The organism is Agromyces sp. NPDC052230 (genome assembly GCF_040679595.1).
Taxonomy (GTDB): Bacteria; Actinomycetota; Actinomycetes; order Actinomycetales; family Microbacteriaceae; genus Agromyces.
On sequence record NZ_JBFAVC010000011.1, the window covers coordinates 1 to 16,226 of the forward strand.

Genomic DNA, 16,226 nt, shown 5'->3' on the forward strand with positions numbered 1-16,226 from the left:
CCGAGCTGAACGACCGACCACGAAAACGGTTAGAGTTCCAAACCCCGATCGAAGTCATCGGGAACGTCCTGTTGCGATGACCGCTCGAATCCGCCAGACCATGACCGACCGACAGGTGGCGTCCAGTCCGCCCGAGCACCAGCCGCGCCTTCGCTACGAGTTCCTCGAGCACCTCGGGTCGGGAGGCATGGCGGACGTGTACCGTGCCCGTGACACCGAACTCGGTCGCTATGTCGCGATCAAGGTGTTCCGCGATGACTCGGGCACCGTCGCCGACCTCACCAGGCGGGAGCGGGAGATCCACCTCCTGGGCGGAATGAGCCACCCCGGCCTGGTGGGCGTGCATGACGCCGGAATGCTGTTGCACGACGGCCACGAGCGTCGCTACGTCGTCATGGAACTCGTCGAGGGCCTCTCGCTTGCGCACCGACTGGCGCGCGGCCCCCTCACCCCGCGGCAGGCCGCCGACATCGGCGCCCAGATGGCGGACGCGCTCAGCTACGTGCACGGGCGATCGGTCGTGCACCGTGACGTGAAGCCCGAGAACATCCTGCTGGCCGAGACGCCCGCCCTCGGGTACACGCTCGTCGGCAAGCTCGCCGACTTCGGCGTCGCGCAGTTCGTCGACGGCGCGCGCATGACCGGTGACGGCGCGATCATGGGCACCGCGGCATACATCTCGCCCGAGCAGGCCCGCGGCGAAGAGGTCGGACCGCCGAGCGATGTCTACTCGCTCGGTCTCGTGTTGCTCGAGGGGCTGCGCGGCGAGCGGGAGTACAGCGGCTCGGCCATCGAGGCTGCGCTCGCGCGACTGCATCGCCCGCCGGCGATCCCCGACGACCTTCCCGAGGAGTGGCGCAGGCTACTCGCGGCCATGACCCACGACGATCCCGCGCAGCGCCCCACCGCACACGAGGTGGCCGCCACGCTGCGCGATGTCATCCGATCGATGATCCTCGACGGACGAGGCAAGCGGGGGCGCGCTCGCCGGTCGATGCTGCGACGTTCCGGCAGCGGCGGCGGCGGCATGGGCGTGCGCGCTGCCGCGGCCGTCAGTTCGGTCGTGGGGGCGACCGTCGTCGCGGCCGTCGCCGTCGTGACGCTGCTCGCCGGCGGCGGTGTCTGATCGCGGCCGCATCGGCGGCCTGGTGACGCCCGAATGGGCCCGGCGCGGCGTACGTTCGCGTCGCCGGGAACGCGTATAGCGTCACTGGCATGAGGACATGGAAACGGCGCGTCGCTGCTCCCGATGAGCCCCCGGCCGCCGAGCTCACCGGCAACGCGGAATCCCGAGGTCCCGAGATCCGGATCCACGCGTTCCGGATCGGCTTCGTGGGGGCCCTGGGCGTCCTCGTCGCGCTCCTGCTGGGCGGCATCGTCGGGCAGCTGGGCACCGTCATCCTCTACGTGGCGCTCGCGCTCTTCCTGGCGCTCGGCCTCGATCCGGTGGTGAGCTGGCTGCAGCGTCGCGACATGCCGCGCGGGCTGGCCATCCTCCTCGTGGTCGTGGTCGTCATCGGCCTGTTCGTCGGCCTCATCGCCACCATCGTGCCGATCGTGATCCAGCAGACCAAGATCCTCATCGAGGACTGGGACGACATCGTCGAGCGTGTCCGTGACAGCGATCTCGTCGCCTGGTTGAACTCGCTCGTCGGCGGGGACGCCATCCAGCAGGCCATCACCGCGGGTGGCGACTGGCTGGCCGATCCGGGGAACCTCGGAAACCTCACGGGCGGACTGCTCGCCGTGGGCGCCGGCATCCTCGGCGGCTTCACCGGCGCGACGATCGTGCTCATCCTGATGCTCTACTTCCTCGCGTCGCTCGCGTCGATGAAGCGGTACGCCGCACGCTTCGTGCCCGCCAGCTCGCGGCCCGGCTTCCGGTCGGTGTCGGAGGAGATCACGGGGTCCGTCGGCCGCTACGTCATCGGCCAGTTGAGTCTCGGCGCGCTCAACGGCGTGCTGAGCCTCATCTACCTGTCGATCATCGGCGCCCCGGCGCCGATCCTGCTCGCGTTCATCGCGTTCCTCGGTTCGCTCGTTCCGCTCGTGGGCACGCTGACCGGCGCGATCATCATCAGCCTCGTCTGCCTTGCCGCATCGCCGGCGACCGCCCTCGCCGCGGCGATCTATTACCTCGTCTATATGCAGGTCGAGGCGTATGTGCTGAGTCCTCGCATCATGAGCAGGGCCGTGGCGGTGCCCGGCGCGCTCGTGGTGATCGCGGCGATCGCCGGCGGCACGCTCGGCGGCGTGCTCGGCGCACTTGTTGCGATCCCGGTGGCGGCCTCACTGATCATCATCATGGAGAAGGTGGTGTTCCCCCGGCAGGACGTGCTGTGAGCGACGGTTCGCGGCGATACGCCGTCCACGACGGCGACCGGATGTGGACGCCGGGCCCGCCAGCGCCTGCCGCGGTTCCTGCCACGCGGACCACCGTTTGTCCGAACGAGCGGTGACACTTCGGCACCCGGGGACCCCGGCACTTCGGGACTTCGGCACCCCGGCACTCGGGCACCCCGCCACCCCGGCACTTCGGGACTTCGGCACCCCGGCACTCGGGCACCCGGGGACCACGGCACTTCGGGACTTCGGCACCCCGGCACTCGGGCACCCCGCCACCCCGGCACTTCGGGACTTCGGCACCCCGGCACTCGGGCACCCCGCCACCACGGCACTTGGGCACTCGGGCACCGAGATCGCGGAGGGAACGGTCGGTCGCGGGAGACGTCGCGCGGACCCCGCGTGCGGCCGCGGCATCCGCTCGGCTCTCGCGGAATCAGGTTCGGAAGATCGTCCCACCGGCGCGCACCCGGGAGACCGCATCGACCGTCGCCGCGAGGATGAGCACACCGCCGGTGACCACGAGGTTGACGCCGGCGGGCAGGTTGAGGAGTCCGAGGCCGTTCGTGATGACGGCGATGACCAGTGCGCCGATGGCCGCGTGCAGGAGGCGGCCCCGCCCGCCGAACAGGCTCACGCCGCCGACGACCGCCGCGGCGACGCCCGAGAGCACGATCTCGCGCCCGGCGGCGGCATCGACCGCACCGACCTTGCTGATCGAGAACAGGCCCGAGACGACGGCGAGCGTCGAGCAGACGATGAAGGCGCTCCATCGCACCAGCATCACCTTGACGCCCGACCGGCGGGCCGCCTCGGCGTTGCCGCCGATGGCGTAGAGGTACCGACCGAACTTCGTGCGATCGAGCACGAAGGTGCCGATCCAGAGGATCACGAGCACGATCGGGACGACGATCGGCACGCCCTCGACGACGCCGACCGACTGGCCTCGGTTGCGGCTCAGGATCGCCACCACGGCACCACCGATGACCGCGATGACGCCGAGCTTGATCCAGACGAGCGTGATGGTGCGGTTCGGCACACCGGCTCGCGAGCGACGAGCGCGGTCCCAGAAGGAGGTCGCGGCCGAGACGGCGAGGATGACACCGAGCATGGCCCAGCCCGCCCAGACCGGCATGTTCGAGTTCTGGATCGCCCGGATCTCGGGAATCTGCACCCGGTAGAGGCCGCCCGCGCCGATGATCATGAGCGTCAGGCCCTGGTACCCCAGGAACAGGCCGAGGGTGACGACGAAGGATGGAATGCCCACCCTCGCCACGAAGAAGCCGATGAGCGTTCCCGTGAGGAGGCCGGCTGCGAACGCGATGGCGAGCGCGAGCACCCAGTTCACGGCGTGCACGTTGACGAGCACGATGAACAGCGCCATCGTCATGCCGCTCGTGACACCCGCCGAGAGGTCGATCTCGCCGAGGAGCAGCACGAAGACGAGGGCCATGCCGAGCATGACGAGCGTCGCGGCCTGGGTGAGCAGGTTGGCGAAGTTCCGCTCCGTGAGGAAGAACGGGCTGAGGAAGCTGAACAGGATCGTGAGCACCACGAACCCGCCGACCGCCGGAAGCGCGCCCATGTCGCCGCTGCGCAGGCGCTGCAGGTACGCCCGCACCTGGTCGCCGATCGTGCCCTCCTGCCCGCTGCCGATGAGGCCGGGCGCCACGTCCGACACCGAGGTGTCGGGCGCGATCGCGCCAGGGGCCGGCTGCTGCGAGCTCATGCGATCTCTCCCTGCTGCACCTTCGTGCCCGTGATGTAGCCGACGACGTCGTCGCGGGAGGTCTCGGACGCCTCGAGCGAGGCGACCATCTGCCCGAGGTAGAGCACGCTGATGTGATCTGCGACCGCGAAGACGTCGGCGAGGTTGTGACTGATGATGATGACCGCGACGCCCTGATCGGCGAGTCGCCGAACGAGGTGCAGCACCTGCTCGGTCTGCGCCACTCCGAGAGCCGCCGTCGGCTCGTCGAGGATGACGACGCGTGCCTTCTTGAGCACGGCGCGGGCGATCGCGACGGTCTGCCGTTGACCACCTGAGAGGCTCGCGACCTTCTGGCGCACCGACTTCACGGTGCGCACCGAGAGCGAGCGGAGGGTGTCGGATGCCTGGCGCTCCATACGCCCCTCGTCGAACGTGCCGAACTCCGTCTCCTCTCGGCCGAGGAACATGTTCTGCACGATGTCGAGGTTCTCGCAGAGGGCGAGATCCTGGTACACGACCTCGATGCCGAGGTGCGCCGCGTCCCGCGGCGTGTGCAAGGCGACCTCCTGCCCGTCGAAGCGCACCGTGCCCGCATCGTAGGGCTGCACGCCCGCGAGCCCCTTGATGAGCGTCGACTTGCCCGCGCCGTTGTCGCCGACGAGCGCCGTCACCTTGCCGGGATAGGCACGCAGGTCGACGCCCTTGAGCACGCTGACGGGGCCGAAGCTCTTGACGACTCCCTGCAGTTCGATGATCGGCGCGTCCGCATTCACGCTCGCATTCATGCCCGTTCCCTTCGACGACGCTGTCTCGGCTCTCAGTGTGGCACTCGGGTGCCGAGGCGAGGAGGGGTGATCGGGGCCCGGGCCGGGCGGTGGTCCGCCACGGCTCGGAGCCCCGATCGATGGGTGCTACTCGATGCCGAACTCAGCGCACTTGGCCTCGACCTCGCCCTGGCAGAGCTCGGCCGGGTCGGCGTCGCCGGCCTCGACGACGTCGACGACCTCTTCGGGACCGACGAGAACCGGGGTGACCGCGATGTACGGGGTTCCGTCCTCGAGCTCCTGGTCGGCGGTCGGCGTCTCGCCCTCGAGGAGCGCGACGGCCAGCTCCACCGCTGCGTCGGCCTCGAGCTTGATGGGCTTGTACACCGTGGCGGCCTGCTTGCCGAGCAGCACGTTCTGCAGGCCCGCGATCGACGCATCCTGACCCGACACCGGAACGACGAGGCCGTTCTTGTCGAGGATCGTGATGACGCCGGCGGCGTTCGTGTCGTTGGCGGCCCAGACCGCGTCGACCTGGCCGCCGAGCGATGTGAGCGCCTGCTCGAAGTTGGTCGCCGACTTCTCGCCGTCCCAGATCCCCGGCGGCTCGGCGGCGGGCTTGATGCCGGCCTCCTCCATCACCTCGACCGCACCGTCGTGGAACATCTTGGCGTTGCCGTCGGCCGGGTCGCCGCCCATGTAGACGACGACTGCGCTGGCGGCGTCCGTGCCGGCGGCCTCGAGGCCCTCGACGATGGACTGGCCCTGGAGACGCCCGACCTCGACGTTGTCGAAGGAGACGTAGTAGTCGGCACCTTCGATCGGCCGGTCGTAGGCGATGACCGGAATGCCCTCGGCCTTGGCCTTCTCGGCGACGGCAGCGCCGGCCCCGTTGTAGTCGACGAGCAGCATGACGCCGCAGCCCTTGCTGAGCTGCTGATCGGCGATGGTGGCGTACTTGTTCGTGTCGCCCTGCGCGTTCTGGATGTCCGTCTCGAACCCGGCCTCCTCGAGGCCGTCTTCGAGGTACGGACGGTCGTTGTTCTCCCAGCGCGGTGACGAAGCGGCGTCGGGAAGGATGACGCACGCCCGTGTGGCGGACTCGCCTCCGCCGTCTCCCTCGCCCTCTCCCGTGCCGCCCGAACAGCCTGCCAGCACCAGCGCGGACAACCCGGCGAGTGCGACGGCAGAGACCAGTGAAGCTGACTTCATTGCGCTCCCCTTCTGTGTGAGGTCGACCCCTCAGGTGCCGTCGTCGTCCATGGCGGCGGCACAGGCCATGATGCCGCAATTGTGGCCGCCGCGAACAAATCGGTTGATAACACTTGGGTAACCTCACCGACCGGCCGGTCAGTGCCGCGCCGTTCGGCCCCGCCATGACTTGGGAGCGCTCTCACGACGGCGTCTGAGACGAGGCCACCGATCACGCGTCGACCGGGGGTCGAGGGCTCAGAACCAGATGCTGAGATGCGGGGTGCGATCGGCGGCGAACATGCGATCGGCGTGCGCGACGGATCCGGCCGTGGGTGACGTGATGCGCCCGGCCCGGGCGAGCACCGACGGTCGGACGCCGCCGAGGTAGATGGCCCCGAGCTCCTGCACGCCGAGCTTCAGGACATGGCGTGCGGGCGCGGCATCCGCGGCATCCGTGTCGTCGAGGCGCTCGACCTCGGCGCGTCCGCGTTCGCCGACGACGAGCCGGAACCGGCCGCTCGCGTGGTGCAGCGGGTCGGAGACCTCCAGGTCGAGCGTGCCGGTGATGCCGTACCGCCGAGCAGCCAGCGCCTCGACGGGGTCGAGGACGCGCAGCCAGAGGTGGTCGACGACATCGGTCAGGGTCACCGCCCGAGGGTCCTCGAGGAGCCACGGCAGGGGCTCGTCGACCGATCGCAGCCGGCCGCGCACGCCGCTCACGAAGTCCTGTTCGACGAGGAACCGCCAGAGCGCCCGCTCGGCGTCGTCGGTGGCGGCGACGAGGAAGTCGAACTCGACAAACCCGGGCTCGTTCGGCTCGCGCGTGATGCGGTAGGCGACGAACCCCTGCGGCTGCCCCTGCTCGTCGTCGTACCGCACGGTGCGCACGCGACGCGCACTGTCGCCGTCGGGGTCGACGAGGCCGAGCGCCCGGTCGAGGATGCCCGGCCACCGGTCGATCTCACCCGGAGTGCGGGCGACGGCGCGCCGGGTGACGGCGGCGGCGGTCTCGCGGAGTTCGGCGCGCTCGACGAAGTGCACGCGGCCCGGGGCATCCGGACCGATCCAGTGCGCGCGCCGCCGGTCGACGGTGACGGTCGCCGCCCTCGCCGCGGGTGCGTACCCGTATCGGCCGTAGATGGTGGCCTCGGTGACGGTGAGCATGGCGATCGCGGCGCCGGCGTTGCGGGCGTTCGCGAGTTCGCCCTCCATGAGCGCTCGGGCGATGCCGCGTCGACGGTGGGTTGCGGCCACGGTCACGGCGCTCACGGCCCAGGCGTCGACGCTGCGGCCCCCGGGCACGCTCAGCCCCGTCGGCCACCCATCGACGGTGGCGACGGGCACGGCCGGATCAGCCGCCTTGGGGTCGTACACCCCGTGCACGCGCCGCTCGGATGTCACGGCGAGATCGAAGGCGTGATCGACCTCACGCGGCCGGGCGTGGTGGAATCCGCGGTGCTCCGCCTCGATCCAGGCGCGCATGGCGGGGTGGTCGTCGGGATCGAGCAGTCGATATTCGAGTCCATGGCGGGCAAGCGCCGAGCTCGCGGCGGGGTCGACCGGGATGCTGCGCGGATCGAACGACATCGGACCAGCGTAGCGAGCGACGCTGAAAGGACGGCACAATGGGTGGATGTCTCGGCAAGCGCTTTCCCGAATTGAGCGAGTCATCGACGGACGACGTCCGACCCGATCGGTGATCCGGTTCCTCGACCTGCACCGGGCCCGGGTGCTCGCGGCCGTCGGCTTCTTCGCCCTCAAGGACACGCCGCTCTGGTTGCTGCCCGTGGTCACCGCGGCGATCATCGACGTCGTGGTCGCGGGCGGACCGCTTGCGAGTCTCGCACTCTGGGCCGGCGTGGCCCTGGTCGCCCTCCTGCAGAACTACCCCAATCACGTGATGTACACGAGGTTCTTCATGGGTGCCGTTCGCTCGATCGGCGCCGAGTTGCGCAACGCGCTCGCCGCACGGCTGCAGTCGCTCTCGATCGGGTTCCACACGCGAGCCAACTCGTCGATCGTGCAGACCAAGGTGGTGCGCGATGTCGAGAACGTCGAGGTGATGCTGCAGCAGACGGCGCATCCGCTGCTCTCAGCCACCATGGTGCTGGTCGGCGCGATCATCATGACCGCCGTCAACGTGCCCGCCTTCCTGCCGGTGTACGCCCTCGCGATCCCGCTCGCCGTACTCCTGCGCGCCGTGCTCAACCGCCGAAGCGCCGTGCGCAACGCCAGCTTCCGGCGCGAAGTCGAGCACTTCTCCGCCCGCGTCGGCGAGATGGCGACACTCATGCCGATCACGCGCGCGCACGGCCTCGAGCAGACCGCCGTGCGCCGGGTCGCGTCGGGTGCCGAAGGTGTGCGAACCGCGGGGTTCCAGCTCGACCTCCTGAACGGTCGCTTCGCATCGCTGTCGTGGGTGAGCCTTCAGGTGCTCGGCGTCGCATGCCTCGTGCTCGCGGCCTGGGTCTCGATCAGCGGGTGGATCCCGATCACGCCCGGTCAGGTCGTGCTGCTCAGCTCGTACTTCGCGCTCCTCACCGGGGCCGCGACCAACCTCCTCATGCTCCTGCCGATCATCGCGCGCGGCACGGAGTCGATCCGGTCGATCGCCGAGGTGATGCAGGAACCCGACCTCGAGTTCAACGAGGGGAAGCGCGCGGTGGGCGACGTCCGCGGCGACCTTCGCCTCGACCACGTCGACGTTCGTTACGAGGCCGGCGCCGCGACGGCCCTCGACGACATCTCGCTCGAGATCGCTCCGGGCGAGACCGTGGCCTTCGTGGGCTCGTCGGGATCGGGCAAGTCGACCCTCCTCAACGTCGTGCTCGGATTCATCCGGCCCACGCGCGGGCGGGTGCTGCTCGACGGCGTCGACATGGAGGAACTCGATCTGCGCACCTTCCGACGCGCGGTCTCGGTGGTGCCGCAGGAGTCGGTCCTGTTCGAGGGCACCGTTCGCGACAACATCGTCTACGGCCTGGGGGCCGTGGCCGACGACCGCGTGCTCGCCGCCCTGCGCGACGCGAACGCGATGGAGATCGTCGACGCCCTGCCCGATGGATGGCACACGGTGGTGGGCGAACGCGGCGCGCGGCTCTCGGGCGGGCAGCGGCAGCGGCTCTCGATCGCGAGGGCGCTCGTGCGCGACCCCCGCGTGCTGCTCCTCGACGAGGCGACGAGCGCCCTCGACCCCGAGTCGGAGGCGAAGATCCGGGTCGCCCTCCACCGCCTGATGCGGGGCCGCACCACGCTCGTCGTCGCGCACCGGTTGTCGACGATCCGCTCGGCCGACCGCATCGTCGTGCTCGAGCGCGGCCGCATCGTCGAGGTGGGCTCGCACGACGAGCTGCTCGCGGCGGGCGGCCGGTACGCCGAACTCCACCGCGTGCAGTCGGCGTAGCCGACCGGATGTCGCGGCGGCCGCCATGACGGGATCGCCGCGAGCCCCGGTCAGCCCCCCACGTGCGGCCCGAGGTACGCGTGCACCGAGGACACCACGACCGAACCCTCGCCGACCGCGGACGCGACGCGCTTCACCGAGCCGCGGCGCACGTCGCCCACCGCGAAGCAGCCCGGCACCGACGTCTCGAGCGGCGCGGGGCCGTCTTCATCGCCCAACCAGGCCCGACGCCCGCCCTCGGCGAGCACCTCGGGTCCGGTGATGACCGAACCCCAGCGGTCACGCAGTACCTGGGGCGGCAGCCACTCGGTGTGCGGGCGCGCCCCGATCGTGATGAACACGGCGGCGGCGGGAACCTCGACGCGTTCCCCGGTGTCGGCCTGCTCGAGCACGACGTGGTCGAGCCCTTCGGCCTCGGCGGCCCCGGCATCGACGACGCGGGAACGCGTGATCAAGCGGACGCCGGCGGCATCCAACTGGTCGATGAGGTAGCGCGACATGCTCTCCGCGAGCGAGTCCCCGCGCACCACCATCGACACGGACCTGGCGTACCGTGCGAGGTGGAGCGCCGCCTGACCCGCCGAATTTCCGCCGCCGACCACCAGCACGTCCCGGCCCGACTGTGCGCGCGCCTCGACCGAGGAGGCGCCGTAGAAGACGGATGCCCCGACGAACGGCCGTAGCCCGGGCGCCGAGAGGCGGCGATAGCTGACGCCGGTCGCGAGCACGACCGCTCGGGCGCGCACCACCTCGCCGTCGGATGCGGCGTCGCCGTCGGGCGCCACGTCGAGCTCGAAGGCGCCGTCGACGAGCCGGAGGCCGGCGGCCCGCCGGGTGTGCGCGAACCGCGCGCCGAACACCCACGCCTGCTGGTAGGCGCGCTGCGCGAGCTCGGCACCCGAGACGCCTCGCGAGAAGCCGAGGTAGTTGCGGATGAGCGAGCTCGACCCCGCCTGGCCGCCGATCGCCTCGCCCTCGAGCACGAGGGTGTCGAGCCCTTCGGATGCCGCGTACACCGCCGCGGCGAGACCCGCGGGCCCGGCGCCGACGACGGCGACGTCGACCGTGCCGTCGGGCAGCGACGTGTCGAGGCCGTAGGCGCGGGCGAGCGTCGCGTCGTCGGGATCCACGAGCACGCGCCCGTCGGCGGCGCGCACGAGCGGCACGCCCGAGTAGTCGACGCCCGCCTCGGCGAGGAGCGCCATCGCGTCGGGGTCGCTCGGGGCGAGGTGGTCCGACGGCACCCCGCCGCGCGCGAGCCGGCTGCGCAGCACGTGGGTGCGCGGCTGCGCGTCGTCGCCGATCACGGTGAAGGAACGGTGCCGTTTGCCCACGGCGGCCTCCCACTCACGGAGGAAATCCGTCACGGCGCGATGGAACGACTCGTCGGGCGAGTGCACCGGGCGCACCACGTAGTAGTCGATCTGCACGTGCGACATGAGCTCGAGCACGGCGCGGGACGTGGCGGCGTCGGCCCACGCGCCCCACTCGATCACGAGGCCGCGCCGGACGTCGGGGAAGCGCCGACGGGCGGCGGCGAACACGCTCTCGTGTCCACCAACGGGCGATGCGTCGTCGGCGAGTACGAGTGCGAGATCGCCGCCCGCCGCGTGCAATGCGTCGATGGCCAGGGCGGCGCGCTCGGGCACATCCGCTTCGAGGATCCGGTAGTCGGCGGAGTACCGGCGCTCGAGGGGTTCGAGGAGGGCCGTGCGGGCGTCGACGTCGGCCGCGACCACGAGGATCGCCGGCGGCCGGTGTTCACGGGCGTCCACGCGTTCGTCCTCTCGGAGCGGCACCGTACGGCGGCCCCCGCCGCCACGCCGCGAGTGTACCGCCGCGCCCTCGGAGCCGCCAGCGCGGGCCGCCAGCGCGGGCCGCCAGCGCGGGCCGCCAGCCGGACTGGGGTTTACAGCACGGGCCCGCGGGGAAGAGACTGCAGTCATGAGTCCGGCGGATCCGGGCATCCGAACGCCCGACCAGCGTCTGCGCGTCTTCGTGAGCTCGACGCTGAGGGAGCTTGCGCCGGAACGCCGTGCGGTGCGCGAGGCGATCGAGACGCTGCACCTCGCGGCGGTCATGTTCGAGCTCGGCGCCCGGCCGCATCCGCCGCGCGAGCTCTACCGCGCGTATGTCGCGCAGAGCGACATCTTCGTCGGCCTCTATGGCGCGCAGTACGGATGGGTGGCGCCGGGCGAGCAGATCTCAGGGCTCGAGGACGAGTACCGGCTCGCGCCGCCGGAGTTGCCGAAGCTCGTGTACGTCAAGGAGGGCGTGGAGCGCGAGCCGCGCCTCGCGGAGCTCCTCGCGCGGATCAAGACCGAGGATCGCGCCTCGTATGCGTACTTCACGGATGCCGCCCAGCTCGCCGAGCTCGTGCGCGGCGATCTTGCGACGCTCCTCGCCGAGCGCTTCACTCGACCGCCCGCAGGAGGGGCCGCCCCGGGCGACACGGCGGACCCCGCCGCAGGCATGGCCGGCGCCGTGCGGTTGCCGGCCGCGCTCACCGCGCTCGTCGGTCGCGAGCGGGAACTCGGGATGGTGACGGGGCTGCTCGCCGACGACGCCGTGCGCCTCGTCACCATCACCGGCCCCGGCGGGATCGGCAAGAGCCGCCTGTCGATCGAGGCCGCGAACCGGGTTCGCGACCGGTTCCACGGCGGCATCGGGTTCGTCGATCTCGCACCCGTCACGGATCCGAACCTCGTGCCCGCGGCCATCGCGAACGCCCTGTGCGTCCGGGACATCGGCGACGGAACCCTCGACGAGAAGCTCCGCATGGCCCTGCGGGATCGCCGGATGCTGCTCCTGCTCGACAACCTCGAACAGGTCGTGGATGCCGCGCCCGCGATCCGTTCACTGCTGACGGATGCCCCGGGCCTCACGGTGCTCGCCACGAGCCGTATCCTCCTGCGGCTGAGCGGCGAGCACGGCGTGGAGCTCGGCCCGCTCGGTCTGCCCGACCTGCGGCGTGGGCCCGACGTGCGACGCGCGCTCGAGGCATCCGCGGTCAACCTGTTCGTGGAGCGGGCCCGCGCGGTGAAACCCGACTTCGAGCTCACCGACGAGAACGTCGAGGACGTCGCGCGCATCTGCCTCGCGCTCGACGGCGTGCCACTCGCGATCGAACTCGCGGCGGCGCGGGCGCGGGTGCTCACGCCGGCCGAGCTCCTCGAGCGACTCGACCGTCACCTGCTCGGACTGGGCGGCGGGGTGCGCGACCTTCCCGAACGGCAGCGGACCATCCGATCGACCATCGAATGGAGCACGCACCTGTTGGGTGCTTCGCAGCGAGAGCTCCTGACCCGGCTCGGGCTCTTCGCCGGCGGCTTCACGCTCGACGCGGCCGAATGGATCGGTCGCGACATCCCCGACGCCGACACGCTCGACGACCTCGGCGTGCTCGTCGACGGGAGCCTCGTGCGGCAGCACGATCGCGGCGACCGAGCGGTGTTCACGATGCTCTCGACGGTGCGCGAGTACGCGCTCGAGCAGCTCCTCGCACGCCCCGACGCCACGGCGCTGCGCGATCGGCACGCGGAGTACTTCGCCCGCCTCGGTGAGGAGGCCCAGCGCGCGCTGCAGGGGCCCGCGCAGCTCGCCTGGATCGAACGGCTCGCCGAGGACGGCGACAACCTCCGTGCGGCCGCCCGGCACCTGCTCGATACCCGGCAGTGGTCGGCCGCGGCCAGGTTCGCGTGGAGCCTCTACGTGTACTGGTGGATCGACGGGCACCTCGGCGAGGTGCGCGAATGGATGACCGAGGTGCTCGAATCGGACGACGACCTCGACGAGCCGACGAGGGCGAGGGCGCTGTACTTCACGCGGGCGATCGCGTTCTGGCAGGACCCCGACGAGTGGCTCATCCCGGGACTCGGCGAGAGCGCATCGCTCTTCCACCATGAGAGGGAGCGGTCGGGGGAGGCGCTCGCGCTCATCTCCCTCGCACTCGCCCACCTCGGAACACGTCAGCCCGACGCCGCCCGCGCCGGCGAGGCGCTCGACGCGAGCCTCGCGCTGTTCCGCGACGCCGGCGACGACTGGGGCGTGGCGATGGCGCTCGTCACCCAGGGGCGCGTCGCGCTGCTCGCACAGGACGTGCGCACGGCGGTCGCCCGCTTCAACGAGAGCCTCGCCGTCGCCCAGCGACAGGGCGACGACCTCGGCGAGACCATCGCGCTGCACCACCTGGGCTGGGCGGAGGTGCTCGTCGGCGACTTCGAGGTCGCCCGCCGCTGCTTCGAGGAGAGCCTCGCTCTCTCCGCGCGGCTGCGGCACGACGAGGGCGTCGCCTACGGGCTCGAGGGCCTCACGGCCGTCGCCGCCGCCGCGGGCGACCCGGTGCGCGCCGGGACCCTGCTCGGCGCGGCCCAGGTCGTGCGGGAGCGCACGGGGCTCTACAACGCGCCGACCTTCTCATTCCACCATCAGTTCATCGACCGCATCCTCACCACTTCGGCGGCCGACGCATTCGAGCGAGCCCGCGCCCACGGACGCCACCTGCACGTCGACGACGCGGTCGGCTACGCGCTGCGGAACGAGGAGGCGCACCAAGCCGACGATGGGGTGGTGACGGATGTCGCGGCATCCGCCAACTGACACGCAGGCACGCGACCGCGTGCGGCCGTACACGCGCGTGCTCGCGTACGTCATCATCCCCTTCCTCGTGGCGGCGGCGTTCCTGCTCCTCGTGCTGCCGGGCGGCACCGAACAGCACTTCGCCTGGACGATCGAACCGCCGATCACGGCGATGCTGCTCGGGTCGGCCTACGCCGGTGGCATCTGGTTCTTCTCGCACGTCGCCCTGCAGCGCCACTGGCACCGTGTTCGGCACGGATTCCCCGCGGTGCTCGTGTTCGCGACCCTCGTGGGGATCGCGACGTTCCTGCACTGGGACCGGTTCCACTTCGGGCACTTGTCGTTCATCACCTGGGTCATCCTCTACGCCACCACGCCGATGCTCGTGCTCGTCGCGATCCTCGTGCAGCGCGGCCAGGACGACGGCGAACCGGAGGACGACGATGCGACCATCCCGGCGCCGTGGCGCTACGTGCTCGCGCTCGTGGGCGCCGCGGCCACCGTCACCGGGCTCGTGCTCTTCATCACGCCGGCGCTGCTCATCGAGACGTGGGCGTGGGAGGTGTCGCCGCTCACGGCGCGCATCGTCGGAGCCGTGCTCACGCTGCCGGGCATGGTCAACGTGTGGATGCTGTGGGACGCGAGGTGGTCGGCGTTCCGCTGGGTGTTCCAGGCGCAACTCGTGAGCCTCGCGTGCATCCTGCTGGCCATCGCCGTGCGCTTCGGCGACCTCGCCTGGGAGCGTCCGAGTGCAGGAATGTTCGTCGCCGGCATCGTCGTCTCGGCGGCCGTCTACGCCACGTTCTACCTCTCGCTCGAACGGCGACGCGCCCGCTAGCCTGTGAGCAGCGACCGGCGCGCGACCGGTGCGCGGGAACGGGGAGGTTCCATGGATTGGACCGAGCGTCATCTCGTCGACGCCTACGTGTTCGGCTATCCACTCGTGTACAACGTGTCGTCATTGCAGGCGATCGCGGCGAACGGCATGGGTTCGCTGCCCGCAGGCGGGTTCAACGCGTTCGCTCACGGTCCGACGCTCGGGTCGCCCGATGAGCCGTTCGTGAGCGTCAACAATGACACCATCTACTCGATCGCCCAGCTCGACCTCTCGGGCGGACCCCTCCTCCTGCACGTGCCCGACACCGGCGGCGCCTACTCCGTGCTGCAGTTCGTCGACACCTGGACGAACAACTTCGCCTACGTCGGCCGACGCGCCACCGGCACGGCCGAGGGCAGCTTCCTCATCACGCCGGCCGGATGGTCGGGTGACGCACCGGAGGGCACGCGGGTCATCGAATCGCCCACCGACATCGCGACGATCGTCGGCCGGCTCGCCGTCGACGGCGACGATGACATGCCGCGCGTGCGCGCCCTGCAGGAGCAGTTGACGCTCACCCCGCTCGACGGCAACGGTGCGCTGCGCGGCATTCCGCACGCGGCATCCGGCATCAGCGAGCACTTGCGGTTCTGGGACCTGCTGCGCCAGTGGAGCCAGGCGTTCCCGCCATCGGAGGCCGACCGCGAGTACCTGGCTCGGTTCGCCCAGTACGGCCTCACCGACCCCGGCAACCCGTACGGCGTCGTGTCGCGCGAACTCGACGAACACCTCGAGCACGCCTTCGCCGCCGGCCGCAATCGCGTCGAGGAACTCGCCCGCGAGAACATGGGCGACGAGGTGAACGGGTGGCAGGGCATGCCGCATGGCTTCGACTACAACATCGACCACCTCGAACTCGGAACGATCGACACGCCCGAGTGGAAGATCGCCGAGCGCGAGACCGGCTACGAGGTGCGCGCCGCCTCCGCCCGCAATGGGCTGTGGGGCAACCACGGCTACGAGGCGTACTACGCGGGCATCTACGTCGACGCCGACGGCGAGCAGCTCAACGGCTCGCGCGCCTACGAGCTGCGCCTCACCGAGCTGCCGCCGGCCGACGCGTTCTGGTCGATCACGATGTACTCGATGCCCGAGTACTACCTCGTCGCGAATCCCATCGCGCGGTACTCGATCGGTGACCGCACGCCCGGCATCGTCACGGGCGACGACGGCTCGCTCGTCATCCGCATGCAGCACGAGCGCCCTGATGACGAGACGGCCGCGGCGAACTGGTTGCCGACGCCCGAGGGCGACTTCCGGCCGATGCTGCGCGTCTACCAGCCGCGCGAGGCGATGCTCGACGGGTCGTACGCGATGCCGCCGATCACGCGCATCGGCTGACGGGGCGGCCGCGCG

General features: G+C 70.9%; 11 protein-coding genes. 6 read left to right on the forward strand and 5 right to left on the reverse strand.

Annotated elements, in window-relative coordinates:
• Positions 1–100: 100 nt before the first annotated feature.
• Together AB0K73_RS19735 and AB0K73_RS19740 are read left to right on the forward strand one after the other, a co-directional pair.
• Positions 101–1,126: a serine/threonine-protein kinase gene (locus AB0K73_RS19735; protein ID WP_360518966.1), complete on the forward strand. Its 1,026-nt coding sequence runs from the start codon at positions 101–103 to the stop codon at positions 1,124–1,126.
• A gap of 89 nt (positions 1,127–1,215) precedes the next feature.
• The gene (locus AB0K73_RS19740; RefSeq protein ID WP_360518969.1) at positions 1,216–2,343 is read left to right on the forward strand and encodes an AI-2E family transporter; all 1,128 of its coding nucleotides are present in this window, start codon (positions 1,216–1,218) and stop codon (positions 2,341–2,343) included.
• A 436-nt stretch (positions 2,344–2,779) separates the two neighbouring features.
• On the opposite strand, the gene AB0K73_RS19745 is transcribed toward AB0K73_RS19740, so the two are convergent.
• The 4 genes from AB0K73_RS19745 to AB0K73_RS19760 all read right to left on the reverse strand — a co-directional run bounded on the left by AB0K73_RS19745 (position 2,780) and on the right by AB0K73_RS19760 (position 7,599).
• Entirely contained in the window at positions 2,780–4,072 is a 1,293-nt protein-coding gene (locus AB0K73_RS19745; RefSeq protein ID WP_360518972.1) for an ABC transporter permease, read from the reverse strand.
• Positions 4,069–4,839 carry an ATP-binding cassette domain-containing protein gene (locus AB0K73_RS19750; protein WP_360518975.1) on the reverse strand — a complete coding sequence of 257 codons (771 nt, stop codon included), beginning with the start codon at positions 4,837–4,839 and terminating at the stop codon, positions 4,069–4,071. The genes AB0K73_RS19745 and AB0K73_RS19750 overlap by 4 nt, the downstream gene beginning before the upstream one ends.
• Before the next feature lie 126 nt (positions 4,840–4,965).
• On the reverse strand, positions 4,966–6,030 hold the full coding sequence (locus tag AB0K73_RS19755; RefSeq protein WP_360518977.1) for a substrate-binding domain-containing protein: 1,065 nt from the start codon (positions 6,028–6,030) through the stop codon (positions 4,966–4,968).
• A 237-nt stretch (positions 6,031–6,267) separates the two neighbouring features.
• Positions 6,268–7,599: a GNAT family N-acetyltransferase gene (locus AB0K73_RS19760; protein WP_360518979.1), complete on the reverse strand. Its 1,332-nt coding sequence runs from the start codon at positions 7,597–7,599 to the stop codon at positions 6,268–6,270.
• 46 nt (positions 7,600–7,645) lie between these two features.
• Here AB0K73_RS19760 and AB0K73_RS19765 point away from each other — a divergent pair, with 46 nt between their 5' ends.
• On the forward strand, positions 7,646–9,415 hold the full coding sequence (locus tag AB0K73_RS19765) for an ABC transporter ATP-binding protein (protein ID WP_360518982.1): 1,770 nt from the start codon (positions 7,646–7,648) through the stop codon (positions 9,413–9,415).
• 50 nt (positions 9,416–9,465) lie between these two features.
• Here AB0K73_RS19765 and AB0K73_RS19770 read toward each other — a convergent pair whose 3' ends face one another.
• Positions 9,466–11,190: an FAD-dependent oxidoreductase gene (locus tag AB0K73_RS19770; protein ID WP_360518985.1), complete on the reverse strand. Its 1,725-nt coding sequence runs from the start codon at positions 11,188–11,190 to the stop codon at positions 9,466–9,468.
• 169 nt (positions 11,191–11,359) lie between these two features.
• Between AB0K73_RS19770 and AB0K73_RS19775 the strand changes: the two genes are divergently transcribed.
• Genes AB0K73_RS19775 through AB0K73_RS19785 form a run of 3 tightly spaced genes read left to right on the forward strand, consistent with a single transcriptional unit; the run spans position 11,360 to position 16,211 of the window.
• Positions 11,360–14,014, forward strand: coding sequence for a DUF4062 domain-containing protein (locus tag AB0K73_RS19775; protein WP_360518988.1), 2,655 nt, complete (start codon positions 11,360–11,362; stop codon positions 14,012–14,014).
• Complete coding sequence (locus AB0K73_RS19780; RefSeq protein WP_360518991.1) at positions 13,992–14,831, forward strand: hypothetical protein; 840 nt, start codon at positions 13,992–13,994, stop codon at positions 14,829–14,831. The genes AB0K73_RS19775 and AB0K73_RS19780 overlap by 23 nt, the downstream gene beginning before the upstream one ends.
• 51 nt (positions 14,832–14,882) lie before the next feature.
• The gene (locus AB0K73_RS19785; RefSeq protein ID WP_360518994.1) at positions 14,883–16,211 is read left to right on the forward strand and encodes a DUF1254 domain-containing protein; all 1,329 of its coding nucleotides are present in this window, start codon (positions 14,883–14,885) and stop codon (positions 16,209–16,211) included.
• Positions 16,212–16,226 lie beyond the last annotated feature (15 nt).